21 protein-coding genes are annotated in these 26,309 nt (G+C 43.4%); 17 read left to right on the forward strand and 4 right to left on the reverse strand.

What is annotated here, in order from left to right:
* The first annotated feature begins 1 nt into the window (after nt 1).
* The 7 genes from PAHA3_RS09035 to PAHA3_RS09065 all read left to right on the forward strand — a co-directional run bounded on the left by PAHA3_RS09035 (nt 2) and on the right by PAHA3_RS09065 (nt 7,539).
* Nucleotides 2–1,543, forward strand: coding sequence for a response regulator (locus PAHA3_RS09035; RefSeq protein WP_062834430.1), 1,542 nt, complete (start codon nt 2–4; stop codon nt 1,541–1,543).
* A 139-nt stretch (nt 1,544–1,682) separates the two neighbouring features.
* Entirely contained in the window at nt 1,683–3,338 is a 1,656-nt protein-coding gene (locus PAHA3_RS09040; RefSeq protein ID WP_062834431.1) for an ABC transporter substrate-binding protein, read from the forward strand.
* Nucleotides 3,339–3,449: 111 nt separating this feature from the next.
* Nucleotides 3,450–4,415: an ABC transporter permease gene (locus PAHA3_RS09045; RefSeq protein ID WP_082762750.1), complete on the forward strand. Its 966-nt coding sequence runs from the start codon at nt 3,450–3,452 to the stop codon at nt 4,413–4,415.
* A gap of 12 nt (nt 4,416–4,427) precedes the next feature.
* Nucleotides 4,428–5,330 (forward strand): carbohydrate ABC transporter permease, encoded by a 903-nt coding sequence (locus PAHA3_RS09050; RefSeq protein WP_062834432.1) that lies wholly within the window; start codon nt 4,428–4,430, stop codon nt 5,328–5,330.
* Nucleotides 5,331–5,581: 251 nt separating this feature from the next.
* Nucleotides 5,582–5,956, forward strand: coding sequence for a response regulator transcription factor (locus tag PAHA3_RS09055; protein ID WP_062834433.1), 375 nt, complete (start codon nt 5,582–5,584; stop codon nt 5,954–5,956).
* Nucleotides 5,946–6,581: a hypothetical protein gene (locus tag PAHA3_RS09060; protein WP_062834434.1), complete on the forward strand. Its 636-nt coding sequence runs from the start codon at nt 5,946–5,948 to the stop codon at nt 6,579–6,581. The genes PAHA3_RS09055 and PAHA3_RS09060 overlap by 11 nt, the downstream gene beginning before the upstream one ends.
* Nucleotides 6,574–7,539, forward strand: a complete 966-nt coding sequence (locus PAHA3_RS09065) for a sensor domain-containing diguanylate cyclase (protein ID WP_062834435.1) — start codon at nt 6,574–6,576, stop codon at nt 7,537–7,539. Before PAHA3_RS09060 ends, PAHA3_RS09065 begins: the two co-directional genes overlap by 8 nt.
* A 158-nt stretch (nt 7,540–7,697) precedes the next feature.
* Here the strand turns inward: PAHA3_RS09065 and PAHA3_RS09070 are convergent, their stop codons facing one another.
* Entirely contained in the window at nt 7,698–8,369 is a 672-nt protein-coding gene (locus PAHA3_RS09070; RefSeq protein WP_062834436.1) for a Crp/Fnr family transcriptional regulator, read from the reverse strand.
* 183 nt (nt 8,370–8,552) lie between these two features.
* Here PAHA3_RS09070 and PAHA3_RS09075 point away from each other — a divergent pair, with 183 nt between their 5' ends.
* Nucleotides 8,553–9,731, forward strand: a complete 1,179-nt coding sequence (locus PAHA3_RS09075; RefSeq protein WP_062834437.1) for an adenosylhomocysteinase — start codon at nt 8,553–8,555, stop codon at nt 9,729–9,731.
* Between the two features lie 676 nt (nt 9,732–10,407).
* Here PAHA3_RS09075 and PAHA3_RS09085 read toward each other — a convergent pair.
* A complete protein-coding gene (locus PAHA3_RS09085) occupies nt 10,408–10,761 on the reverse strand; it encodes a winged helix-turn-helix transcriptional regulator (RefSeq protein ID WP_062834439.1) in 354 nt (117 codons plus the stop codon).
* A 313-nt stretch (nt 10,762–11,074) separates the two neighbouring features.
* On the opposite strand from PAHA3_RS09085, the gene PAHA3_RS09090 reads away from it, so the two are divergent.
* The 6 genes from PAHA3_RS09090 (at nt 11,075) to PAHA3_RS09115 (ending at nt 19,770) form a co-directional block, all read left to right on the forward strand.
* Nucleotides 11,075–12,178, forward strand: coding sequence for a Gfo/Idh/MocA family protein (locus tag PAHA3_RS09090; protein WP_062834440.1), 1,104 nt, complete (start codon nt 11,075–11,077; stop codon nt 12,176–12,178).
* Between the two features lie 20 nt (nt 12,179–12,198).
* Entirely contained in the window at nt 12,199–13,545 is a 1,347-nt protein-coding gene (locus tag PAHA3_RS09095; RefSeq protein ID WP_062834441.1) for an NtaA/DmoA family FMN-dependent monooxygenase, read from the forward strand.
* Nucleotides 13,546–13,559: 14 nt separating this feature from the next.
* On the forward strand, nt 13,560–14,300 hold the full coding sequence (nfsA, locus tag PAHA3_RS09100; protein ID WP_062834442.1) for an oxygen-insensitive NADPH nitroreductase: 741 nt from the start codon (nt 13,560–13,562) through the stop codon (nt 14,298–14,300).
* A gap of 138 nt (nt 14,301–14,438) precedes the next feature.
* Complete coding sequence (locus PAHA3_RS09105) at nt 14,439–14,864, forward strand: MarR family winged helix-turn-helix transcriptional regulator (RefSeq protein ID WP_062834443.1); 426 nt, start codon at nt 14,439–14,441, stop codon at nt 14,862–14,864.
* Between the two features lie 211 nt (nt 14,865–15,075).
* Nucleotides 15,076–17,394, forward strand: a complete 2,319-nt coding sequence (locus PAHA3_RS09110; RefSeq protein WP_062834444.1) for a glycoside hydrolase family 95 protein — start codon at nt 15,076–15,078, stop codon at nt 17,392–17,394.
* 114 nt (nt 17,395–17,508) lie between these two features.
* The gene (locus tag PAHA3_RS09115) at nt 17,509–19,770 is read left to right on the forward strand and encodes a glycoside hydrolase family 3 N-terminal domain-containing protein (protein ID WP_062834445.1); all 2,262 of its coding nucleotides are present in this window, start codon (nt 17,509–17,511) and stop codon (nt 19,768–19,770) included.
* Between the two features lie 91 nt (nt 19,771–19,861).
* On the opposite strand, the gene PAHA3_RS09120 is transcribed toward PAHA3_RS09115, so the two are convergent.
* Nucleotides 19,862–20,485, reverse strand: coding sequence for a TetR/AcrR family transcriptional regulator (locus PAHA3_RS09120; RefSeq protein WP_235599395.1), 624 nt, complete (start codon nt 20,483–20,485; stop codon nt 19,862–19,864).
* Nucleotides 20,486–20,501: 16 nt separating this feature from the next.
* Nucleotides 20,502–21,704: an MFS transporter gene (locus PAHA3_RS09125; protein WP_062834447.1), complete on the reverse strand. Its 1,203-nt coding sequence runs from the start codon at nt 21,702–21,704 to the stop codon at nt 20,502–20,504.
* Nucleotides 21,705–21,953: 249 nt separating this feature from the next.
* Here PAHA3_RS09125 and PAHA3_RS09130 point away from each other — a divergent pair, with 249 nt between their 5' ends.
* The 3 genes from PAHA3_RS09130 (at nt 21,954) to PAHA3_RS09140 (ending at nt 26,197) form a co-directional block, all read left to right on the forward strand.
* Complete coding sequence (locus PAHA3_RS09130; protein WP_167350861.1) at nt 21,954–23,936, forward strand: glycoside hydrolase family 2 protein; 1,983 nt, start codon at nt 21,954–21,956, stop codon at nt 23,934–23,936.
* 20 nt (nt 23,937–23,956) lie between these two features.
* Nucleotides 23,957–24,376, forward strand: coding sequence for a DUF3237 family protein (locus tag PAHA3_RS09135; RefSeq protein ID WP_062834449.1), 420 nt, complete (start codon nt 23,957–23,959; stop codon nt 24,374–24,376).
* A gap of 240 nt (nt 24,377–24,616) precedes the next feature.
* Complete coding sequence (locus PAHA3_RS09140) at nt 24,617–26,197, forward strand: histidine-type phosphatase (RefSeq protein ID WP_062834450.1); 1,581 nt, start codon at nt 24,617–24,619, stop codon at nt 26,195–26,197.
* The last annotated feature ends 112 nt before the right edge of the window (nt 26,198–26,309 follow it).

Here is a 26,309-nt window from a genome sequence, read left to right on the forward strand (position 1 = left end):
CATGTATAAAGTGCTGTTAGTAGACGATGAACCGTATGCTATTGAAGGATTACAACTTCTGATCAACTGGGAAAAGTATGGTTTTGAAATCAGAGGTGTATGTGCCAATGGGGAGGAAGCCATTCGGATGATACAACAAGACCAACCTGATCTCGTGGTGACAGATATTCGTATGCCTGTCATGAATGGGCTGGAGCTGGTCGAAGAAGCACGACGTTTGGAGCATGAATCCGTGCTGTTTGTCATCACGAGTGGATACAGTGACTTTAATTATGCCAGACAAGCTATCCGATTAGGTGTCTCAAACTATTTAACCAAGCCGGTTGACAGTACAGAAGCAGAGGAGATGCTGGAACGTCTCCGTCTACATTTGCAGGAACGTGAAAAGCAGGAACGTATTCGGGAACATGCAAAGGTGCAAAAGATCAAAGCATATTTGTCCACACTGATCCGGGATAAACAGAATATATCGGAGCAGGAGATCTCAGAGATCGTTCCTCATTTAAATAAGTCCCATTGGACTTACCTGCGGATTACTTTTCAAGGAGATATTCAGGAGGCCTGCTCAGTGGCTGAACAAACGGCTGGAGGATCAGCCTTTTGTTATGTGATAGACAAAACAAGAGACGCATTAGGACTTGTATGGGGGGAGGAGGAGCCTAGCAGAAGCGGGGCATCTGAAGCAATTAAAGCTTTTACACAGCGCTTATTGAACAACATGCAAAATAATGGTTGTGAAGATATTCATATCGCCGTCGGATTAATGATCAGCAATCTGGAACATTTGTCTGAATCCTTCCACTCCGCACAGGAAGTTGGACGTTATTTGTTTTTTAATCAAGAGCGTCTTTTGTTTGCCGAAGATATCGAGCTGGAGAAATGGCAATTTGATCCGGAAACCATGTCAGAGGTTGATCGTATTACCGATCTGCTTGAGAACGGATCTGTAGATGAACTCTCAAGTTCCATTCGTGATGTCTTTGAACTGTTTCTGCAGATGAAGGCTGCACCAGAGATTGTACATATTTTCTCCACACACATTATGTTCCGCGGACTTTCCCTATGTAAAGAATTGGGAGGAGAGCCTAATGGACTGATGAACGAATCGGCGAGCCGCATTCTGGAGAAGAGTCATCGAAATATAGAAGAGGTTGCTGGCAATCTGGAACACTTCTGTTTGCAATGCAAATCGGAACTGGCTATTCTGCGTGAGAGGCAAGTCGGGGGCATTCAGGCTAAGGTGGCCGAATATGTGCAGACCTACTACAGGGAGACCTTTACGATCCAGGAGCTCGCAGAACGATTCTACGTGAACCCGGTCCATTTAGGCCAATCTTTCTTACGCAAGTACGGCAAGGGTGTAATAGAGGTGGTGCATGATCTGCGAATGGAAGAAGCGAAGCGTCTGCTTCAGGAGACGAATCAGACATCAAGTGCCATTGCAGAACAGGTAGGGTATCGTAGTTACCAGCATTTTCTCAGACATTTTGAAAAACGAACAGCCATGAAACCTTTGGAATACAGGCAAAAGTTCACGACTTGATCTGCTCAAGAAAAGAACCCCTCTTGAATAAGACCTGCAATTACAGGGGGGAGGAGCTTAAATGTATATATTTTGTAACCGCATACATTTCTTCATACTAAAAACAGTAAGACATACCACTTCCAAGGAGGGCAAGTACATGGGGGGACTGAAGAAAAAGAAGCTTTGGGGTTCCGTATCACTCGTTCTGGCTTTAAGTTTGGCACTGGCAGGATGCAGTGGTGACAATGAGAAAGCGACAACACCGGATGGTAAAGAGGTATTGAACATCTCGGCCTTTATCGGAACGCCGAATCAGGCGCCAGCTAAAGATAACCGAATCTACAAGAAGATTCAGGATGAACTCGGCGTCAATCTGGAGATGGAGTTTCTGGTAGGTGATCTTCAACAGAAGCTCGGCGTTATGATCGCCGGTGGCGATTTCCCTGACTTGATCACAGCAGACACCAAATTGGTCTCAGCCGGCGCAGTCATTCCGCTAGAAGATCTGATCGAGGAGCATGCACCCAATCTGAAGAAGCATTTCGGTAAAGATTGGAACCGGATGAAAGACTCCAGTGACGGACATATCTACTGGTTGCCTAACTATGGCGTGTATACAGGGGAGTTCATTAGTAACTATTATTCTGGCCCTGCCTTCTGGATTCAGAAGTCCGTACTGAAGGATGCCGGATACCCGACGCCTAAAACACTGGATGAATTCACACAGTTGATCCGTGATTACGCAGCCAAGAATCCAACCATTGATGGTCAACCGACGATTGGTTTTACTACACTGGCTTCTGACTGGCGGACGTTCCCATTGCTTAATCCACCAGAGCATCTTACGGGTCATCCCAATGATGGCGGTGTGGTCGTAGATGAGAATGGAGTGGCGAGTGTATTTGCCGACAAGGACATCTCCAAACGTTATTATAAGGAACTGAACAAATTGTATAATGATGGCTTGCTTGATAAAGAAGCCTTTGTTCAGAACTACGATCAATATTTGGCGAAAATCTCATCGGGACGTGTGCTTGGCATGTTCGACCAGCACTGGAATTTCCAGTCTGGTGAAGACCCACTCGTAGCTCAAGGCAAGATTGGCCAGACTTACGTAGGCTTCCCGCTAGTCTATGATACAAGTATTACAGATCATTATCTGGATCGTCCGGTCATCAACTTGAACAATGGTTTTGGTATCAGTAAAGATGCTGAAGATCCTGTCGCACTCATCAAATTCCTGGATAAGCTTATGGACGAGAAGTACCAGAAGCTCCTGTCATGGGGCGAAGAGGGTGTAGATTATCAGGTAAATGAAGAAGGAAGATTCTATCGTACCCCAGAGCAACGGACAGAGCAGGAAGATCCGGCATGGAGACTGGTTAACAAAGCAGAAGGTTTCTATGCTGCGGCACCGAAGCTGGAAGGAACCTTTGAAGATGGCAATGCGATTGGAGCGATCAACCAACCTGAGGAATTCTATGACAATCTCAAACCGGAAGATAAAGAACTTCTGGACGCATACGGCTTCAAAACATGGAGTGATTTCTTCTCTCCTGCACCAGAGAATCCGGTGTACTATCCAGCATGGCAGGTCGATCTGAAAGAAGGCTCTGATGCTGCGGTAGCAAACAAGCAAATGACAGACACTTCCTTAAAATTCTTGCCTAAGGCGATCATGTCAAAACCAGATGAGTTTGATAACATTTGGACCGAATATATAGACGCTTACAAGAAAATCAATGTGCAATCCTATGAAGACCGGATTAATGAGCAACTGAAATGGAGAATCGAGAACTGGTCTGTTAAATAAAAAAATACGGCAATGATTGCCTCGGAAGGTATCAACCAGAGGATTACTCAGGCGAGTGCCTTCCGGGACGATCATGCATAATGTCGTTGCAAGCCAATAGGAGGAGTGAAGATGGCGAACACGCCTGGAGCCATACCGGAGCAAACTACCCGTACAGCCGTTACCAAGACACCAATACTAAAACGGTTGCGCGGACAAAGACAACTGATGTTCATGTCATTGCCCATCGTTGCGTACATTCTCGTATTCTCGTATTATCCCATTTGGGGCTGGGTTATGGCTTTTCAGAATTATAGTCCTGCCAAGAGTTTCTCCCAACAGGAATGGGTCGGACTCAAGCACTTCAAGTTTTTGCTGACAGACGATGCATTTCTAAACGTGCTTCGTAATACCATTGCGATGAGTGTAATCAATATGGTACTCGGATTTGCGACAGCCATTATATTTGCCATTTTACTTAATGAGATCAAACACAAGTTCTATAAACGAACCATTCAAACGATATCGTATTTGCCTCACTTTCTCTCATGGATCATCGTGACAGGCATCGTGGCAAGTTCCCTGTCTGTAGACGGCGGGATTGTCAATGTGGTGCTCATGAAGCTGAACATCATTCAAGAACCGATCATGTGGCTTAGCGTTCCCGAGTACTTCTGGGGCATTGTAGGCGCATCTCATGTGTGGAAAGAAGTAGGCTGGAATGCCATTATCTATTTGGCGGCCATCACGTCTATCGATCCGTCACTCTATGAAGCGGCAGAGATTGATGGTGCGAACCGATATAAGAAAATGCTGTATGTGACCTTACCCGGAATCAAATCCATTGTTATCATCTTGCTGATCATGAATATGGGCTGGATTTTGGAAGCTGGATTTGAAGTTCAGTATCTGTTGGGTAATGGTGTGGTTGTGGACTGGTCACAGACGATAGATATATTTGTCTTGAAATACGGACTACAGATCGGGAATTATTCTTTGGCTACCGCGGCAGGTATCTTCAAGACGGTGGTTAGTATTACGCTGATCTTTGCGGCGAATTCAATTTCCAAACGACTCGGGGAAGACCGATTAATATAAGGGGGACTAGAGATGGGAATCAATAAATCTCGGCTTGAACCGATTGTCTTCCATACGTTAAACGGTATACTGATGATCGCTATCGCGATTGTTACCCTGTATCCGTTTGTGAATACACTCGCCGTATCGTTCAATGCCGGTAATGACACCATCCGGGGTGGGATTTATCTGTGGCCTCGGGTATGGACAGATCAAAACTACAGAGCTGTATTTGCAGGAGGGACGATCTTCAGCGCCTTTGGTATCTCGGTGGCGAGAACGGTGCTCGGAACAGTTTTGAGTCTGTTTCTGACCTCCATGCTGGCTTACACACTAAGCCGAAAAGATTATATTTTACGTAAACCAATTACCATTTTCGTTGTGCTTACGATGTATTTCAGTGCAGGACTTATTCCAACATACTTCCTGATGAAAGATTTGCATTTGTTAAACAACTTCCTGGTGTACATTATTCCTGGACTGATTAGTGCCTTCAATATGATTGTCATTCGGACTTATATCCAGACACTACCCGAGGGACTGATCGAATCAGCCAAAATTGACGGTGCTGGAGATTTCAGAACATTCATATCGATTATTCTACCGCTGTGCCAACCGGTGCTGGCTACGGTTGCACTGTTCATTGCAGTCGGTCAATGGAACTCGTGGTTCGATACGTTTCTGTATGCGTCTTCCAAGCAAAACCTGAGCACTCTGCAATATGAGTTGATGAAATTACTGTCTTCTTCCATGAACTCGAACAGCAGTGCAGCCGTTGCCAATGGTGCAGATCTCGGCGCTGCGCGTAACATGGTTACTCCTGTATCTATTCGGGCAGCGATTACGATTGTAGCTGCATTGCCGATCTTGGTCGTCTATCCATTTTTGCAAAAGTATTTTGTTCATGGCTTGCAGCTTGGTGGGGTAAAAGAGTAAACTTAGATGCAGTTGCAGATAACCGATCAAAAACGGTCACGATGGTGACCGTTTTTTTTGTTTTTCTAGCGGAAAGCCATGCCATATCCATTGTACACGAATCTAATCTATTCAATAATGTTGTTGACAATTAAATTAAAGTTACTATAATTTATATTTACTTGATTCACCAGTCAGTCTCTCTCAAGAACTGTGAACAGCGCCTGACAATCCCGAACTCTTACCATTTTATTGAGGAGATTGAAGAGAAAATGAAAGTATTAATTGTGGAAGACTCCATATTCGTACAGAAATTGCTTCGAAAGCTGATTGTTGATCATATTCCAGAATGCGAGATTCAGATTGCTAGCAATGGAGAGCAAGGATATAACCTATTTCAGGAGTTCCGACCTGATTTTATAACGACCGACCTGCTGATGCCTGGCTTGAACGGACAAGAAATGCTGCGAATGATTCGGGAAACGGATAGCACAGTCAAGATTATTATTCTATCTGCGGATATTCAGAAGACGACTCGGGATGAAGTAGAGAATCTGGGGATCTCCGGATTTTTGAATAAACCGTTAACCGCGGAAAAGGCAAATACATTGATTCAACTGATTCAGGCGGCTTATCATGCTGAATGATTTACAGAAAGATCTGCTGACTGAACTTGTGAACGTTTACGTGGGACAAGCGGCTAACATGTTGTCAGAGATTGTAGACAAACGTATCGTTTTAAATATTCCGGAAGTGGAGCTGATCTCCATATCAGATGTTGATCCTGGAGATCGAAGATACAACATTTTCTTCAGTGAAGGTCACCTGTTCAGATCTTCTTTACAGTTTGGCTACGAATTTCAAGGAAAAGCATTTCTGATGTTTCCTGTTGAGCAGGCTAAAGTGTTGGCCAATATCTGCCTTGGAGAAATGGGAGAGACCGTTATTCCTGCTGATCCGAGCTTGATGGATACGGATCTGGACGTGCTAAAAGAAGTTAGCAATGTCTTACTTAACGCCATCATTGGCGAATTCGGAAATTTCCTGGAGATTAAACTGGAATATGTACTACCTGATATTGAGCTGATCTATGTCACCAATTCAGATCAACAAATACTTTTGCAGAATGAAGTATATGTGCTGGTGTTGCACACATCGTTTTTACTTGCCGATACCGATGTGACAGGCATTATTGTTATAGCGCTGAGTATGAACTCCATATCGAGCCTGTTGGCCAAAATGGACGCTTTATTGGAGGCAGACCATGGGTAATCTCGTATCACAAGCTTTGAACAAAGCCAATATGGGAATTATGATTGTCGACAGGCAACTGAAAGTTGTGGTGTGGAATGGCTGGTTGGAACGCCTTACTGGCAAGAGTAGGGAAGAAGTCGTTGGCCAGAATCTGCTTGAAGTGTGTCCACGCTTTAAGTCCAATGTCTACCTGAATATTTTGCAAAATGCGCTGTATCATGGTCAGAGCAGGTTTTGCTCAAGCGCTTTACATAAAGCGTTTATTCTCCCTAATGAAGGCGAGGATGAACATTTAATCCGACAAAATATGCATGTTGAACCGCTTTATCAGGAAGATCGCTGTTATGCCCTAATTCAAATTACTGATATGACAAACATGAATACCCGGGTATATAAACTTAAAAACCTGATTAAGGAACTGGAGACCGAGTACACCAAAATCAAAATTTCCGAGAAGATCAGCAAGCATATGTCTTTGCATGATCCACTTACGGGTCTGCCTAATCGTCTGGCTTATAATGACCGTCTTGCATGGGCTATCAGCAACGCCCAAAGAAGTGATAGCAGACTTGCTGTCATGTTTGTAGATGCTGACGGGTTCAAGCAAGTGAATGATACGTATGGACACGATGTTGGTGATCAAGTGTTGCTGGAAATGGCCAAGCGATTAAGCGAAACGATTCCAACGACAGACACTGTAGCACGGCTCGGCGGGGATGAATTCATCATATTAAGCCACCTGAAGGATGATCATGACGCTGACATCATCGCCAAACAATTGGAAGCTGCATTCAGCACCCATTTCAAAATTGCCGGAAATTATATTAATTTATCGATCAGTATTGGCATAAGCCTTTTTCCGAAGCATGGACAGGAACCTTCCGAACTTTTGAGACATGCGGATCGAGCCATGTACAAGATTAAGAAGAATGGTAAGAACGGATACGGAATCTTCGAACCTGAAAGTGATGAATAAATTTGAACATGGCCTTTCTTAAAGTTGCTAGAATAGCAACTTTATTTTTCTATACAATGAATACAAGAAAAAATATGTTTTTCCTAAATAGTAAGCGCCTGGTCTTTTGCATTTTAGAAGGACAGGTGTTTTTTGTATGACCTTTGAATCATTTGTTTTTAGAAATCGGTTGAATATCGATGTAACTGCTCCATATCCAACACCTTTAATGTTCTATTTTCCTTAATGATGATCTGCTCCTGGGCCAAATCACTTAACAATCTTCTAATATGTCGATCGGAGATTCCCATCATGCTTGAAATATCTTTCATGACAAACGGAATCGTTGCTGATTCCAATTTCTCCGAGGTTTGCAGAATATATTTACACAGCTTATTTTTTGCAGGATACAACAATGATCTTGCATTTTTTACTGAAGACTTCATGAGTTTATCCGTGAGAACTGTACACATATGCGATAAAAAAGTGACTGATTGGGTCAAATGCGAATGTACAATATCCAAAGGAATCAGTAGAATGGTTGACGGTACAACAGCGACAGCAGTATGAAGATAATTGCATTGTTGAAAAAATTCCAAGTCCCCCAACACTCCGTTTTTTTCTACATAATCGACAACGGCTATGTTTCCTTGATCAGAATAATTGTGAATGGCAACCCTGCCTTCAATTACGATATAAAAGTACTTCAATTCGTTGCCTGAGACGACAACCGTCTCGTTTTTCTTATACATTTTCACTTGCAGAGTGGTCAAAGCTTCATCGGTAATGATTTCATGTAAATTCGATTTGAGAACGGCAGCTGTGATATCAGGGTGAACCTTAATAGACATAACACATGATGACTCCTTCACTAACTATTTTAGATCGTTCATGTTCTCCCGATCATCATACATAAAGTGATTATTTGATGTACTCTCCAAAAGGCGGACATTTGTCCTTATTGACAGTCCTTTTTTAATATTATACTTACCTCGAAATAGAAAACAACGGAGTAGTTAATAGGGGGACTTGTGATGAATAGTATTATTGATGATCAAAGTTTGGCTAGTGCGGGGTTAGTGAGAATGCAATGGTATAGAGAGAGAATGCCATTGGTCACAGAAGTGAATCAATTGTTCAAGCAACAGCAAGTCCTCAAAGGAATGACCATCGCGATCAGTATGCATATTGAGCCAAAAACCGGATTCTGGGTAGAGGGACTCTTAGCTGGTGGGGCTGCACATATCTATTTAGTCGGGTGTCTTGGAACAACGAAGAAGGATACCGCAGCATATTTGGCATCTCTGCCTAATGTAACGGTTTTAGCGAAAGAAGGAGATCTTTATGAGGACCACAAACGCTATCTAAAGATGGTTATGGCGCATAAAATCGATCTCTTCCTGGACAATGGTGCTAGTCTGATTCTTGCTCATCATGAACTAAAACCCGGTTGGAATCCCATCGGTGCGAACGAAGAGACACGCACAGGAAAGTTATTGATTGAGAAAAATGGGGTTCAGCCTGACTACCCAGTTATCGTGATTGATGATTCGCCCTTAAAGCAGACTTTTGAGAACGCGCTGGGTGTTGGACAGTCTGTTGTGGATGGCTTCATGCGAACAACCAGTCTTCTCGTTGGAGGGAAAAAAGTTCTGGTTGTAGGTTATGGTTATTGCGGCAGCGGGATTGCTAAAAAGTTCCGGGGATTAGGCGCGAATACGTTAGTCTATGACATGAATCCTGTTCATCTCTTAAATGCAAAAACAGACGGGCATTGGGTTGGCGAGCTGCACGAATTAATTCCCGAAGCAGATGTGATTATTACGGCAACTGGATCTTTTAATGTCATTACCGAGCAGCATATACCTCTGTTCAAAGAAAAAGTCATCCTTGCGAATTCAGGACACTATGGGTTTGAAATCAATGTGGAAGAAATCAAGCAAGCTTCTCAATCCGTTGAAATCGTGAAAGAAGGGATTGAACGAATAAGTTTTGCAGAGAAAAGTATCTATTTGCTTCACAGTGCCAATCCTGTTAATTTGGCAGGAGCTGACGGTAATCCCATCGAGATTATGGACATGGGCTTTGCTCTAATTTCCTATTCTGCCTATCGTATAATGACGAATGTGGAATCACTGCAACATGGTTTGCAACCTGTACCGAAAGATATTGATAGTCAAGTTAGTAAGCTATTTATGAACTCTTTACAATAGAGAAGTCGACTTGAAATATACCCCTAGAATAAAATTGGATAACTACGATCTATCTAATGATATTCTGGGGGCACATAGCTGAATTGGTTAAGAGTATAGAAGGTTGATCCTTAAGCTATGATTTCTATTTCGTTTGATGTAAGATTGACAAGGAATTAAGTTTATATTTTTACATATGAAGATGAAAAAGTAGCTATTAAGTAATGTAGTAAGAAATTAGCCAGGGATACTTATAAAGGAGTGCACAGATTGATCGAAATAGTTAGTATGTTAATTTTATTTTTGGTGTTGTTTTACTATATCCTATTAAAATACGGAATACCGATTATTTTAATAATAGTGGGGTATTTCATATTCAAAGGTTACAAGAAGCGCAGGGGTGTAAGAACGAGCGATAGGTCGGTGGCTCCTGATGGTAAGCAAGCTAATATTAAACCATAAGATTAATGTTGGTATGACCACATGTTAGAGGGACCAGAGCATGGCCCAATTGAGAGCCGCTATATTAGCGGCTTTTTTTGGTTATTATTAAAAAAGGAGAAAACAATCCTCCCCCTTAACAAAGATAAGTAATAAGGAACCCTATTGATCATATTGATGTGCCTATGCTGGCTGAGAATGCTATTGTTAACTGAAATTGATCAAATAAACATCTCTGTCACGTCGTGTTCTAAGCTTACGTTGTCTCACCATATTCTCTACCGTAGTCCGCCATCTTTTCAAGAACCGGAAGTAATTTGATTCCCTTGTCTGTTAATGAGTACTCGACCCTTGGAGGAACTTCCGGATAGACATCACGTTGAATAACTCCATCATTCTCCAATTCTTTAAGCTGCTTCGTAAGAGAGCCTTGAGACAGATCTCCAAGGAATTTTTTGATATCCGTATATCGACGTGTTTCGTCTTTTAGATACCATAATATAAAATATTTCCATCGTCCGGAAAGAACATTCTGTGTAAAAGCTATGGCGTACATATCACTTTTTCCATCTATAAAGTCTTGATCAAATCCTTCGTTGCATACTCTCATTCATATCACTCCTGATCCAAAGGTACAAAAAGATGTACTATGTTCACTTAAATTGCCCTCTTTGCAAACAAAACGAATACACCTATGATGGTGTCAACACCAAAACAATTTTAGTTTACCTAAAATGTGAAAGATAAATAATGATATCTTGATTCTATAGTTAGCAAGCTAAATAAATATACCATAGAAAGGAGTGACTGATAAGGGCATACAGCAAGTAGAAGGAAATAGGGATGCGTTTTTTAGATGTACATGGTTGGGAACAACTGATATTCGATCATACCGTGAACTATAACAAGGGAGTTGTTTAATAATGAGGAAAAAAATTCGTACAGGAATCATAGGAGCTTCAATTAATAACGGATGGGCAAGTGGAACACATATTCCAGCTATTGAGAACCTGGATGAGTACGAGCTTACCGCAGTGGGAACAAGTAATATGGCAAGTGCTAAGAAGAGTGCAGAAGCTTTCCGCGCAGATCACGGATTTGATAACATCGAGGAATTGGCTCATCATACCGATGTTGATATGGTGGTTGTTAGCATTAATGTTAGGGAGCATTATAATGCAGTCAAAGCCATCGCTCCTGCTGGCAAACCAATCTATTGTGAATGGCCCCTGGGTTCTAATACAGAGGAAGCGCTTGAAATGAAGGATTGGGTATCCTCTGCCCAATTACCAAATGCGATTGGACTTCAGGCCAGACAAGCACCAGCAATTCAGTATGTGAAAGATCTGTTGGCAGAGGGTTATGCTGGGAAAGTGTTGTCTGCCAACCTGAAGATCTCTATAGATGGCATGGGTGGCATTGGTGACAAGTCGACTGCATACTTGTTTGACCGGAAAGTTGGAGGGAACTTACTGACCATTGTAGGGGGACATAATCTGGATGCCTTCACTTACATGCTTGGGGACTTTACAGAATTGTCTGCCACCACAGCTCAACAGTTTCCAGAAGTTGAATTGGTAGATATTCAGAAAGTCATCAAGAAAACAACGGATGATCAGATTATGATTACTGGAAAATTGACTAATGGTGCAGCAGCCAGCGTTCATATTCAAGGTGGAGTTAAACATCAGACAGGACTAACGTTAGAAATTTTCGGAGACAAAGGAACCCTCGTGCTGAGTGCACCTGCATCCATTCAATTCGGATCACACCAATTACGCGGTGCGGGATCAATGGACAACGAACTTCGTGAACTACGTATTCCTGATTCCTATTACTATGCTCCTGATTCACTTCAATCCGACTCTGGATTTGTTCTGAATATAGCTCAAGCTTATCGCAAGTTCGCCAAAGATATCCAAGAGGGGACATCTTTGACACCTAACTTCGCGGATGCGGTAAAACTTCATCAGTTACTTGATGCTGTCGAAAAATCAGCACAGAGCGGTGAACGTCAATATCTATAATCTTCAAGGAGAAGAACGTTATGAATAAAAGAAGAGAGATGCAACTGGCACTACAGATGGTTTCGGGATATGGAGCAGAATTCAGTGCGTGGAGAATGCCTGGGACAGATCCCGAAGCTTATACGAACACGGATAGTTATGTGGAACGAGCCAAATTGGCAGAAAAAGGAAAATTTCAAATGATTTTCATCGCTGATACACCAGCACTAACCGTTAACTTAGGTCCTCAAACGCCCATGTTTCCTATGGACCCAATGCTGGCACTGATGGCCGTGGCAAGAGAGACAATGCACATTGGATTAGTTGCTACGCTGTCTACGACATTTAATTATCCCTACAACATTGCACGTCAGTTCAAAGCATTGGATGTAATCAGTCATGGACGTGTGGGATGGAATGCGGTTACCACATCCGATCCTGCAGCCGCGGCAAACTTTGGGGCACGTGTGGCAAGTCGCCAGGAACGTTATGACAGAGCACATGAAAGCATTCAGATTGTTCAGTCCTTATGGGGAAGTTGGGAATCAGATGCTTGGACGTTAGATGTGGAGGGAGGGGAATTTGCGGATATGAATAAAATCCGGCCTATTAACCTTCAAGGTCAATATTATGCATCTCGTGGTCCTCTACCGATTCCTCCATCCGAGCAAGGACAGCCGGTTATTTTCCAAGCTGGAGGAGGAAGTGAGGGACTTGAGTTGGCGGGAAAATACGCTTCAGGTGTATATGCTAATCCATATGACATAGAGTCCGCTCGTGAGCAGAGACTAGCTATTCAACAAAGTGCTATTCGTTTCGGTCGAAACCCAGATGATATCAAAATGTTTGCAGGTTTTATGTTTTCTCTGGGTGCTACGGAAGAAGAAGCGTTGGAACGTCGAAAACAGCTCATGAGTTTTAATCCTGAAGAGATACCCAATCGGGTAAGTTACCTTGGTTCCATGATCGGTATACCGCTCTCGGTAAACTCGGTAGATATTGATAAACCATTAGAACCAAACTTGTTGAGAAATGCATATGCCAACCCAATGGACCCCCGTTCCGCAAGGGCGTTGAAGTTACTTTTAGAAGGATTAACGATTCGCGAGGTTCTGGCCCATGGTGTTATTAACTATCACCCAGTGGTTGCGGGTACTCCCGTACAAGTTGCTGATTTCTTGGAAGAATGGTTTTTGGCAGATGCATGTGATGGATTCTCAGTGGTACCGGATATATCTTTTGACGGAGTTGCGGATTTTGTCAACATGGTTGTCCCCATTTTGCAGGAACGGGGTCTGTTTCATAGAGAATATGAAGGGAAAACACTACGCGAGAATATGGGTGTTCCTTATGAGTATGGAATGCGGGAAAATGAAAAAACTAGATAGAGGAGAGAGTATTTATGAATAACACACTTGAATTGCTTCATAACCATACATCGCATCGATCTTACACATCTCAACCTCTGACAGCAGAGCAAATCGATGTGATCTTTCAGGCAGCGAATCAAACTTCATCGTTCAGTCTCCTGCAGGCCGTGTCTATTATTCGAATCACCGATCCGGTTCTTCGAAAGAAAGTCAGACAACTTTCTGTCAATCAACCTTATATCGAAGAAGCGGCTGAGTTTTGGATTTTCTGTGCAGATTTTAACCGCAATCATCAAATTGCCCCAGAAGTGGATATTGAATATATTGAATTTCTGCTAATCGGTTCATTCGATGCCGGCCTGATGGCACAAAATGCGTTAACCGCTGCCGAATCGATGGGACTTGGCGGCGTGTTCATTGGTGGGGTCAGAGCTAATATTAGCGAACTATCTGACGTGTTGAATTTACCTAAATATGTTATTCCTCTGGTGGGGCTATGCATTGGTCATCCAGATGGAGATAAACCTGAGCTGAAGCCTCGGCTACCTCAATCCATGGTTTTATTTGAGAATCAGTATCAATCTATTGATCAACAGAAATTAACAATCTATGATGAGACCATGCTGAAGTATTATGAAAATCGTCCGACGAGAGCTCCTTTCACCGTAAAAAAAGTAAAAGGATGGAGTGACCATATTCAGGATCACCTTGAGAGAAGTATTCAGCCGCAAATGATGGACTATTTGAACAAGCAAGGTTTTGCCAAAAAATAAGGACCAAACCAATGTATCCTGCTGAAACTTGGTTAGGAAAAGGTACTTATAACGATACTAGGGTGAATTGACACCTCCATTTCCCCATGATACATTTAGTCTGCTAAATATAATTCGGATGGCAGGGAGGAATCGTTCATGACAGATGCAGTAGATTGTGATATTCGACAGTCCTTAGATCGAATTTCCTCCCAAATGCGTCGAAATTATAGTGAATCTCTTCGGGAACTTAATCTTTATGTAGGACAAGATAATTTGTTGTATCGGCTGTGGTTGGGGGATGGTGTAACACAGATGCAACTAAGTGAACATATGAAATGCGAACCACCAACCGTTACGAACATGGTCAAATCATTAGAGCAGAACGGATTTATATATCGTAAACGGGATGTACAGGATGCAAGGATTATGCGTATCTTTTTAACCGACAAGGGCAAAGAATTAGAAAAACCGGTTGAGCTTAAATGGAGTGAGCAGCAAGCGAAATTACTTCAATCCATTTCTTTGGAGGATCGGTTAATATTGAGGAAATTAATGCAACAAATGGAGCGAAACATCCTATAATTTAAGCAAGTTTCACTAAACTAAATGCAATGAACGATACAAAGTCGCTATTATAGCGGCTTTTTTTTATTGCTGAGATAGGATTGTGATAATTCAAGTTAATTTTGTTCATTTAGATGCTCATGAGATTACAGTACACTGAAATAACATATAAACGGAACACACTAAACATAAACAATGTGTGGAATTATAATTCGTTGGAGGTTTTAACATGAAGACCCAAAATATCTGGTTTAATCAACCTGCTGGAAGATGGGAAGAGGCATTACCTATCGGAAATGGAACTCTTGGAGGCATGATTTTTGGGAAAACACAGATCGAGAGAATTCAACTCAATGAAGATAGTCTATGGTACGGTGGTCCGATGCAGCGGAATAATCCTCAAGCACTTGAATCTTTATCTCAGATCAGAAACCTGATTTTTGATGGCAAGATTAGTGAAGCAGAAGAACTCGCAGCAGTTACTCTGGTAGGTGTTCCTGACGGGCAAAGACATTATGAGCCACTAGGGGACTTGTATATCGCTATGGACCACAGTGAGCATGAACCGAATGAATATCAAAGACATCTCGATCTGGAACAAGGCAAGGTAAACGTGAATTATACCGCAGATCAATCCATTTACAGCCGTGATTATTTTGCTAGCTATCTGGATCAAGTACTCGTTGTTCATCTCAAATCTAGCTTGCCTGGAAAGTTATCTTTCTCCACTATTTTCGGCAGGGGAGCTGTTCTGGAGTCAACATCCTATTCAGATATTCTTAAGCATCCTGTTGGTTTCCAATCCTATCTGGACCGGATCGAGAAGCGTGGAATGAATAACTTGATTATCCGGGGAAGAAGTGGGGGAGAAGAAGGAATCCGATTTTGTTGTGCGATTCGCCTTATATCTGAAGGGGGGCATGTTCATTATTCAGGCGGTCAGCTTTCTCTGAAGGATGGTAATTCAGCGACTATTCTAATCACGGCTTGCACGGATTTCCGAGTACCCAAAGAACAACTCGAAGTAGAGTGCCTCCGCAGAATTGATGCTGCTTCCGCAAAGCCATATAGTGAACTGCTCGCCGCTCATGTCTCGGACTATCAATCCTTATTCCAAAAGATGGATATACATCTCGAAGATGAAAATAAAGATGTTGTATGTTCCGAACTTCCAATCGATCAGCGCCTTGAACGACTTAGAGCTGGTAAGCATGATCCTGAACTGATGAGTTTATACTTTCAATTTGGTCGTTATCTGCTTATCTCAAGCAGCCGTCCAGGTTCTTTACCAGCAAACCTTCAAGGGATATGGAATAAAGACATGCTTCCTGTATGGGATAGCAAATATACGATTAATATTAATACACAGATGAACTACTGGCCTGCAGAAAGCTGCAATCTGTCTGAATGTCACGTTCCATTGTTTGATTTTATTGAGAGATTGCAAGTCCGAGGAAAGGAAACCGCTAGAACCATGTATGGATGCAAGGGATTCGTTGCTCATCATAATTCAGATATATGGGCAGACGCTGCTCCGCAGGATGTATGCATGACATCGACGTTTTGGACTATGGGAGGAGCATGGCTTTCATTACATCTATGGGACCACTACGAATACAATAAGGATGTTCAATTTCTCAAAAACGTTTACGCCACGATGAAAGATGCGGCTATGTTTATTCTGGATTATCTAATAGAGGATCCTTCCGGCAATTGGGTGATATGTCCTTCGTCCTCACCGGAAAATCGCTATATATTAGATAATGGAGAGGCGGGGGCTTTATGCTTTGGTGCTTCAATGGACAATCAGATTATTAGAGAACTCTTCACGCGTTGCATTGAAAGTACCCGAATATTGCAAGAAGATCAGGAATTCGGAGAAGTACTCCGTAGTGCTTTAACCAAAATACCGGAGACCTCCATTGGAAAACATGGACAGATCCAAGAGTGGAGTAACGATTATGATGAATTGGAACCTGGTCACAGACATATTTCCCATTTATTCGCTTTGCATCCTGGAACGAAAATTACGTTGCAATCAACGCCTGATCTGGCTACGGCAGCTCGCGTAACACTCAACAGAAGATTGGAACACGGTGGTGGACACACTGGATGGAGCAGGGCCTGGATTCTCAACATGTGGGCACGATTAGAGGAGTCGGAACTTGCACACGCTAACATCGTGGAACTTCTGCGTTCCTCCACGTTACCCAATCTGTTCTGCGACCATCCTCCATTTCAAATTGATGGGAACTTTGGAGGTACTGCAGGGATAGCAGAGATGCTTCTCCAGAGCCATGACGAAGTAATCAGATTGTTACCTGCTTTGCCCACAGCCTGGCCAAAAGGATATATTCATGGTGTTCGGGCTCGTGGCGGATTCGAAATAGATCTGGAATGGGAAAATGGTCGTCTGTTGAATACAAGGATTCGCTCTATTGAAGAAACAAGAGTAACCGTATCCTATCAGGACCAAAAGATAGAATTAACCTTTCCTGGCCCCAATTCTATGATTGAATTGAAAGGTTACGACTGGAGCAATAATTAAGAAGTTCCTGATTAAGAAAACTATGGTTTTCATCTATATACTGTTATACAAGCGCAACAAACGATATCGTAGTAGCGTCTATTCATCCATAGATTAACAACAGGAGTGAAATAGATGCATGTAAAATGGAAGATGATCTTTGGAGCCGTTCTCGGCTCTATGTTGATAGGGGCGGGGAGCGCAGCTGCGGAAGAACGTTTTGTCGATCTGAAGCACTCGAAGTGGGCAGAGGATGGCATAACGTATATGGCGAAACGGGGAACAGTGGCCGGATATGGCAATGGGATATTCAAGCCTGGGGCACAGGTGACGAGGGCACAAGCCATCACATTTATGGTTCGGGAGCTTTATCCGGAGCAGCTTCAAAGAGCAGTGGAAGGCACAACCTATTCGGATGTTCCAACTACACACCCCTTTTATAGAGAAATTACAATTGCAGCTAAAAATGGACTTGCGAGCGGATTCCCTAACGGGACCTTCCGTCCGGACGTACCGCTGAACCGCGCAGAGACTGCTGCGTTTCTCACACGTGCGTATTCACTCGCGGAAGGCAATGAACCGGCAAGATGGACAGATACGGACAGACATTGGGCAGCAGCACCTATTCTTATTATGAGTTCCAATGGTCTGGTCGGCGGTTATTCGGATGCTACTTTTCGTCCAAATCAATCTGTCACGCGCGCTGAATATGCCGTGTTTATGTCGCGAGTGATTCGTTTCGAACGCGAAGCCGCCATTCGGACACAGGATTGGGACAAGCTGATATCCTATATGACGGTAAGCGAGCAAGTCGGTCAGATGCTTATGCCTGACATCAGGCAGTGGAATGGTAAAGCCACGACCACCGTTAATGAAGGACTGAAACGCAGTATCCATGATCAGGACCTGGGCGGACTTATTCTTTTTGATAAAAATATCGTAGACGTGAAGCAGCTTACAACGTTCACACATGATCTGCAAAGAGAAGCCGGTGATATTCCTCTGTTTCTTAGCATCGACCAAGAGGGAGGCGTTATTAAACGCATACCCGGCGGGACCAATCTGCCCGGTCAGATGGCGATTGGCGCAACGGGAGATACAGCACTGGCCCAAGCCGCTGGGCAGCTGACAGGGGAGGAGCTGAAGGCACTGGGACTGCAGATCAACTTTGCGCCAGTGCTAGACATCAACAGCAATCCGGACAACCCCATCATTGGCATCCGATCATTTGGCTCGAATGCAGATTTGGTGACGCGACTTGGTCTCGCCACAATACAGGGCTTACAGCAAGCCAGGGTGATGGCGGCAGTGAAGCATTTTCCGGGGCATGGAGATACGCAGGTAGACTCCCACCTCGGTATGCCGGTACTAACTCATAATCAGGAGCGTCTTGATGCGGTAGAATTAAAACCGTTCCGGGCTGCAATCGAGAATGGAGTAGAGATGATTATGACCGCGCATATTGCTTTTCCTGCCATAGATAACGAGCATGTCACTTCGCTCAAAGACGGGGAACGTGTGCCGATTCCTGCCACCTTATCGAAAAAGGTACTGACCGGACTTCTTCGCGGAGAGCTCGGATATGAAGGTCTCATCATTTCGGATGCTTTTACCATGAATGCAATTGCGGAGCATTTTGGAGAAAATAAATCGGTAGAGCGCGCCATTTCCGCAGGTGTTGATATCATCCTTATGCCGAAAGATTCAGCAGCGGCCCATCAAACGTTGGTGAACGCGGTGAACAATGGAACGATCAAGGATGAAACCATACATGCATCCGTGAAACGAATTTTGGAGATGAAATCGAAATATGGACTGTTTGAAAGCAGCGAATCGCTTGCACAAAAGCTAGCTAAGCTTAATGGTATCATCGGATCGAAGGCGCATCGAGAAGTGGAGCAGACAATCGCAGAGCGAGCGGTCACTATACTCAGCAGTCGCGAAGGTGTGCTTCCAGATCCAGTGAAGCAAGGCGACCGGGTTGTTATTGTCGCAGCCGAGCAGGAACAGGCGAAACAGCTCGAGAAGCAGCTATTGCAAGCCGCTAATAACCTGTCGTTAAGAACAGAAATATCAGTTGTTGGTGAAGGCAAAATGAATGAAACCCTTCAGGCGATTGGCAAAGCCAATTATGTCATTCTTGCATCTTACCAATTCCGTAATGTCGCCAGCCAGTTCGGATGGAGCAATTATCAAACCTTGATTGATTCGATGAACAAGAGTAATCAGCGGTACACACTATTGTCACTCGGCAACCCTTACGAGATGGTCTATTTGCAGAACGTGCGCTCAGGGCTTGCTGTGTATGGAAAGCAGGAGACGAATACGTCTGCCGGGATCAAAGTTTTGCTTGGCCAACTGAAAGCTGGAGGAACATTGCCCGTACAAACGGATTAACGCCTCATTACTAATGAAGAAAAAAACGGATTCCAGCATACGGAATCCGTTTTTTATTTTAAACTTTGATTTACCGATCCATGCTAACATGCTATCCCTCGGGTGTTTCCTCACTACAGACAAAATGAAGCAGCATCTTCACAAATTGCTCCGTCATCCGAGTATCCATTGCACTGGATTTCGACGGATCGATCTTAACAACCCGTTGAAGCATGCCCATCAACGTTGTGAAGATAAACTGAGCAAGTTCCAGCGGAGGGGACAGATTCTTGATACTGCCATCAGCTACGCCTATGGATAAAGCGTGCAAGAGGAAATGCTTTTCTTTCCCGTTCTGGTTGAACTTATCATACTGTTCTCTCAATTCTGGACTAAAATCATACATCTCATAGTTGATATCAAATAATTGAATGAATCGGATGTAGTCTGGATGCTCCTGGGCAAAAACAACCCATGCATTCAACATGACCGTGAGCTGCTCTCGTCCGTTTAAGTCCTTCGTTGATGTACGGCTAACCTCATCGGTTAAATGTTCGATCAATTGCATCTGAATGGCTAGAAGAAGCTCGTCCATCGACTGAAAATGTTTATAGAAGGTCACTCTACTAAGTTCAGCTTTCGTGCATACATCCTTTATCTTCACCTGGAGCAATCCATATTTCAAAAAAAGCTCTTTACCTGCTTCTATCAGATCATCACGATTTTTATTTCTCAATTGTTGATGCCAGTTTTCATTCACTTGTATACAGTTGTCCTTTCCTTGAACGGAATGCTTTCATTGTAAGTGCAAGAGAAGCAAGAAGCATAATTGCACCAAAAATATACGGGAAGTTGATGTTTTTGTCAAACAGTAGCCCTGCGATCAGTGGACCGAATACCGTTCCCAGACTGGAGAATGTGGTGTTCAGACCAGACGCATAACCTTGCCGATCACCTGCGTTTTTGGATATTAGCGTGCTGATTGCTGGTCGCAAGAATGAATTGAATGCAAAATATAGCGCAGAAGCGAATAATAGAAAGACAAGGTTGACCTTAATTAACATCAGCAATAACGCTATGGGTGTAATCATTAATGATAGACGGATGAGCTTAACTTCACCAATTCTCTGCACGAACCAATCCAGTAGCCAAATTTGCACAACGATACCGATAATCGCTCCCAAGGTGATGATGATGGAGATCGTTGCGGCGTCAAATCCGTATTTTTGCTCTGCAAAAAGAGCGAATACCGTCTCATAACTCATGAGGCCAAAGGTCATGACAAGTAGCAAAATTAAGTATTTGAAATAAGGTACTTTAAACGAACTCCAGATTTTTTTGCCCAGGTGATCTCCCTTTTGTATACGAATGGAGGCCGTTCTTTTCTCAGGCGGAAGTGTCTCAGGCAGTAGCAGTGTAAGTAAAGCCGCTACCAATCCAAGACCAGCTGCGAAGAAATAAGGAATGCGAATGCCCATCTCAGCGATTAGACCACCTAGTCCAGGGCCAAGTACAATTCCCAGATTCATAGCTGCGCCAAAGTATCCCATACCCTTCGCGCGAGTCTCTGGCGTTGTAATATCAGCTACATAAGCGAGGTTCGCAGGGACCATTAGGCCGAGACTGATTCCACCAATGAATCTTGCGACATACAGGAGAGGCAGCGAAGTGGAAAGTGCAAAGATCACATCCGAAACAACGGAAAGAAACATTCCGGCCATAATCAATTTTTTGCGCCCAAAGCGATCAGACAATTGTCCCCCGAGTGGTGAAAACAAGAATTGAGCCGCCCCAAAGGCCGCTACCAAAAATCCGGCGACGGTACCTCCCGCATGAAAAAGCTTCAGATACTCTGGCAGTATGGGAATAAGCATTCCTTGCCCCAATAAAGCAATAAACAGATTCAACATTAGAATGAAGAGCGGCAGCCGAATTGATTTTGGCAATGTACTCATGTACGTATTATTCTCCTTTATTTACACAATGTTAACCTTTACAGTATGTAAACCATATTAATGGACTAGAAGGAGATTTGTAAATCTTTTTTTAGTGTGACAGTGAATTAAACGTTAATGTGGCACTTCTCTCACCAACACCAGAAATGGTCACCAGATTGTCCATGACATTCAGCGGATGTTGAATGGCCTTACAAAGGAGTCTCCTATATCATATTAAAAAACAGCATGAGAAAGAGAGGAATCAAAGTGAGAGCTAGAACAGTAGTTTCATTGGAAGAATCATGGTTGTTTCAGGCAGATACCGAGAATCTGGGCATGGAACTACAATGGTATAAAGAGGGTCCTCCCTTGGGTGAAACCGTTAAGATTCCCCACACGTGGAACGTGCAAAATGGGTTAGAGGAGTTCCGTGGAACGGGATGGTACAGTCATGATTTTTACGCTCCTCTGGAATGGGAAGGGAAATTACTGCGGTTACAGTTTGATGCAGTTTATCGAGATGCGGTGGTTTGGGTAAACGGAAAACGTGTAGGAGAACATACTCAATCAGGTTACACTCCATTTGTTATAGAGATCTCCGACACAGTCATTTTTGATACAACCAACCACATCGTAGTATCAGTGAATAATGAAAATAGCCACACGGCTCTTCCCATGGGAAATAGCTTTGATTGGGCTGACGACGGCGGAATTATTCGCGGCGTATCGCTGCTGGTTAGCGGTCGCACGGCAATCGACTATTCCAAACTTCAAGCGGCACCTTTCTTCTCAGACGATATGGGCGGAGCTGTAGCTCCATACGGCATGTTATCTGGTGAGATTCGGTTGTGGGAGCAACCACCACATGAGTCTGAGTGCAAATCTGTAAAACTTAAGGTGATCATGTCGTATGAAGAAGACATGTTAACTTCGAAGGAATGGGAAATATCCAGCGATGAAGGTATTCTAAGCTTTCAAGACATCAAGTTGGAACACCTTAAGTTGTGGCATTTTGATCATCCCCATCTATACACAGTAACCATTTCTTTATACTCGGATGGTGTCCTTACAGATGAGGTATGCACAGCAGTAGGATTTAGAGAGATTCGCTCGGAGGGAAATACATTGTTGCTGAACCGTGAGCCGGTACGTCTTATGGGGGTAGAATGGATGCCCGGATCGAATCCTATGAGCGGTATGGCAGAATCGGTAGCACAGTTGGAAGAGATGCTCCATCATATGAAACATGCGAATTGTGTTATTACCCGCTTTCATTGGCAGCAGGATAGCAAGCTGCTGGAGTGGTGTGATCGTAACGGGTTACTGGTACAGGAGGAGATTCCACATTGGCAGACTCCACAAGATCCTAATGATGAATGGTTGAATATTTCAATTAAGCATGCCCAAGAAATGATCCATCGTCACTACAATCATCCTTGCATCTATGCATGGGGCATTGGCAACGAGGTGAACGGACAATCCACTGTTACAGTTCGGTATTTTGAGAAACTCAAATCTCTGGTGCACGGACTTGACGATACGAGATTCATTAACTATGTGTCTAACACTGTGCATGAGAATCCTGCCCAGGATGCCACGGGTGTAGGTGACATGATCATGTGGAACGATTATATCGGGACATGGCACGGTGAGTTGGACAGGCCGGAAGTTATTCAAAATATGACTAGCAATTTACCAAATAAACCTCTCGTGGTAGCTGAATATGGACTATGTGAGCCTGCTTTTAATGGCGGGGATGAGCGTCGTACACGGATCCTGGTGGAAAACACAAGGGAGTACCGGAAGCATCCTGCCATCGCAGCACTTATATACTTCAGCCTAAACGATTATCGTACGCAAATGGGGGAGGAAGGCGAGGGAAGGCTGCGCCAACGGGTGCATGGTTCCATGAGTTTAGATGGCACGCCCAAGCCTTCTTACGAAGCTTTGCGCCGATTAGCTTCACCAATCAACCTCAACGTGGAACTGGTTAAGGAGAAGGCCCAAGTTGTAGTAACCGTGGAGAACCGAAATGACATTCCATGTTATCGGATATCTGGCTATACGCTGAGACTGGTTAACCCGCTCGGTGATTGCATTACTGAACACATCCCGGATTTATCACCTGGGGAGAAGCACATGTTTTATTTTACCCACATTCCTGAGAATCGATGGAACGAACTTATGTTAGATATCATCAGACCCACCGGATTTTCGGTGAGTAGCGGTTTGCTGATGACATACACGTAAATAACTGGAGGTGGGAACGCGTGAAATTAGAAGAGTTGTTCACGGTACATGTGAACATCGAGAAATCATTGGATCTACAGAATAGCGAAGGCGATTCGGTTGTTATGATTACTTTTACAGGCAGCGCAACAGGAAAGTACTTTGAGGGAATCGTGTTAGGTGGAGGCGTGGATACTCAGATCATCGGGAAGAATGGGGATCCGCATACTCTCTCGGCAAGATATATGCTCCACGGAACGGACAACAGCGGGCATAGCTGCAAAATTTATATCGAAAACAACGGAAACATCGACAAAGCGCTGAAAACTGCATTGTTCCGCACGTCCCCCAAAATGATTACGAACAGCGAGGCTTTATCCTTTTTGAACAGTGCGACGCTTATTGGCGAAGGTCATTCAACGGAGTCTGGAGTAGATATAAAAATATATAGGGAGCTATGATAACGCGAAACATATGATACCTATTTTGTTCATGTGTCGGGGCGCAAGATAGCCTGTATGCAGAGTCAGAGTCGCTAATGAGCGGCTCTTTTTGTCGTTATGCGATTTTACGTCAATATTTATATGTATTCTTTTACATTAAATTAACAAAGAATGGGTACTACGCGGACATTCTTCACCTATAGTATGATGAGCGAAAATAAACAAATACGAGCATATCAAGGGAGTAGACACGTTATTATGATCATCAAAAAAATCGGAATTTCAGTAGTATCACTCACCATTCTGACATCGGTAAGTATGTTTGACGTTTATGGTGCAGCTTCAAAACGCATGATCGAAGTGTCCGAACAATCGGCTAACGTGGTTGTGAACGGTCAAAGGGTGGAAGGAGAATCGTTTCTATATAACGGAGTCACTTATGTACCGGCAAGAGCGATTGGGGAAGCCTTGGGAAAAGAGGTAGACTGGGATAACAACACTCAATCGGTGTTTGTTGGACAAAAGATTAACGATGAGCAGGGATACCGTGGTACCAAAACGCCATATCCTTTCAAAGAAGCAAGTTATACAGAAGCTCCTGATGGATATGAGCCCGTATTTATTAACTACGTAGGAAGACATGGTTCCAGACATCTATCCAGTTCCAAGTACGACAAGACGCTTTTTGAACTGCTCGACATCGCAGAAAAGGATGGGCAGATTACCAATCTAGGCAAAGAGTTGAAGAAGGAAATTGGCAAACTGATGGTGGTTGAAAAAGATCATTATGGATTGCTATCCACCACGGGTGGAGAAGAACTGAAAGGAATAGGAAGCAGAGTCGGGCAGAATTTCAAAGAACTATTTACATCAGATAAAAAAGTAATTGCACAAGCAACTTTCAAAGATCGAACGCCTCAGAGCAGAGATCAGTTTATTGAAGGGTTAAAGGATAGCTTGGGCGATAACAAGGTAGACATTCTGGCTTCAGCCTTTGAAGAAGAGCAAGATCCTTATCTACGTCCCTACGATTTAGCTACAAAGTATAACGAATATGCTGAAGATGGAGACTGGGTTAAGTTATACGAGGATTATGTTACTCAGAGCACAGGAACGCGTTATGCAAAAGAAGTACTTTTGCAATTTTTCTCTGAAGACTTCTACAAGCGGTTGAACGCTGGAGAGTTCGAGCTGAAGGATGAGAAGGGAAAAGTGAAGCTCAGCAACCCAACCGAGGCTGCTTCTAATCTATATGAACTGTACATCATCTCTTCGAATATTAAAGGAGAAGGTGACTTCGAATTCGGGCGGTATTTCACAACCAATCAGTTAAAGTGGTACGAGAGCGTCGATAATATCAATGATTTTTATGAAAAAGGTCCGTCCTTAACGTCAACAGATCTGCCGCAGAATATCATTGCACCCCTGGTCAAAGAATTGATCGTGTCAACCGAACAGTCCATTCAGCAGAAAGACACGGCTGGTATATTTCGTTTTGCTCACGCAGAAACCATCATTCCACTATCTTCATTCCTGGATATCGCCGGAGCGAATGTTAGTGTAGATAAGCCGCAGGACGTGACCCAAAACTGGAATGGCTCGGTCATCTCACCAATGGGGGCAAATATTCAATGGATTCTGTACTCCAACGGTAAAGATGTTTTGGTGAAAATGCTTAGAAATGAAGAAGAAATCGCCTTCCCAATCGAAACTAAGACCTACCCATACTATAAGTGGGAAGATGTGAAGACATATTACCAAAACAAACTGCAGAAGGTAGGCGTAAGCTTGGACAGCAGTTTGGAAGATAATATTGAACTTTTACAGAAGAAATTCTAATTGGTTGAACGAAGAAAGCAACTCCACTCAAAGGGGTTGCTTTCTTTTTTTGCATGTTGAATGAAATGGACCAATAAAAAAATCCTAAAACAAAATGTGACCAAATGCCGTC

Source organism: Paenibacillus amylolyticus, from assembly GCF_001570725.1.
Classification (GTDB): domain Bacteria; phylum Bacillota; class Bacilli; order Paenibacillales; family Paenibacillaceae; genus Paenibacillus; species Paenibacillus amylolyticus_A.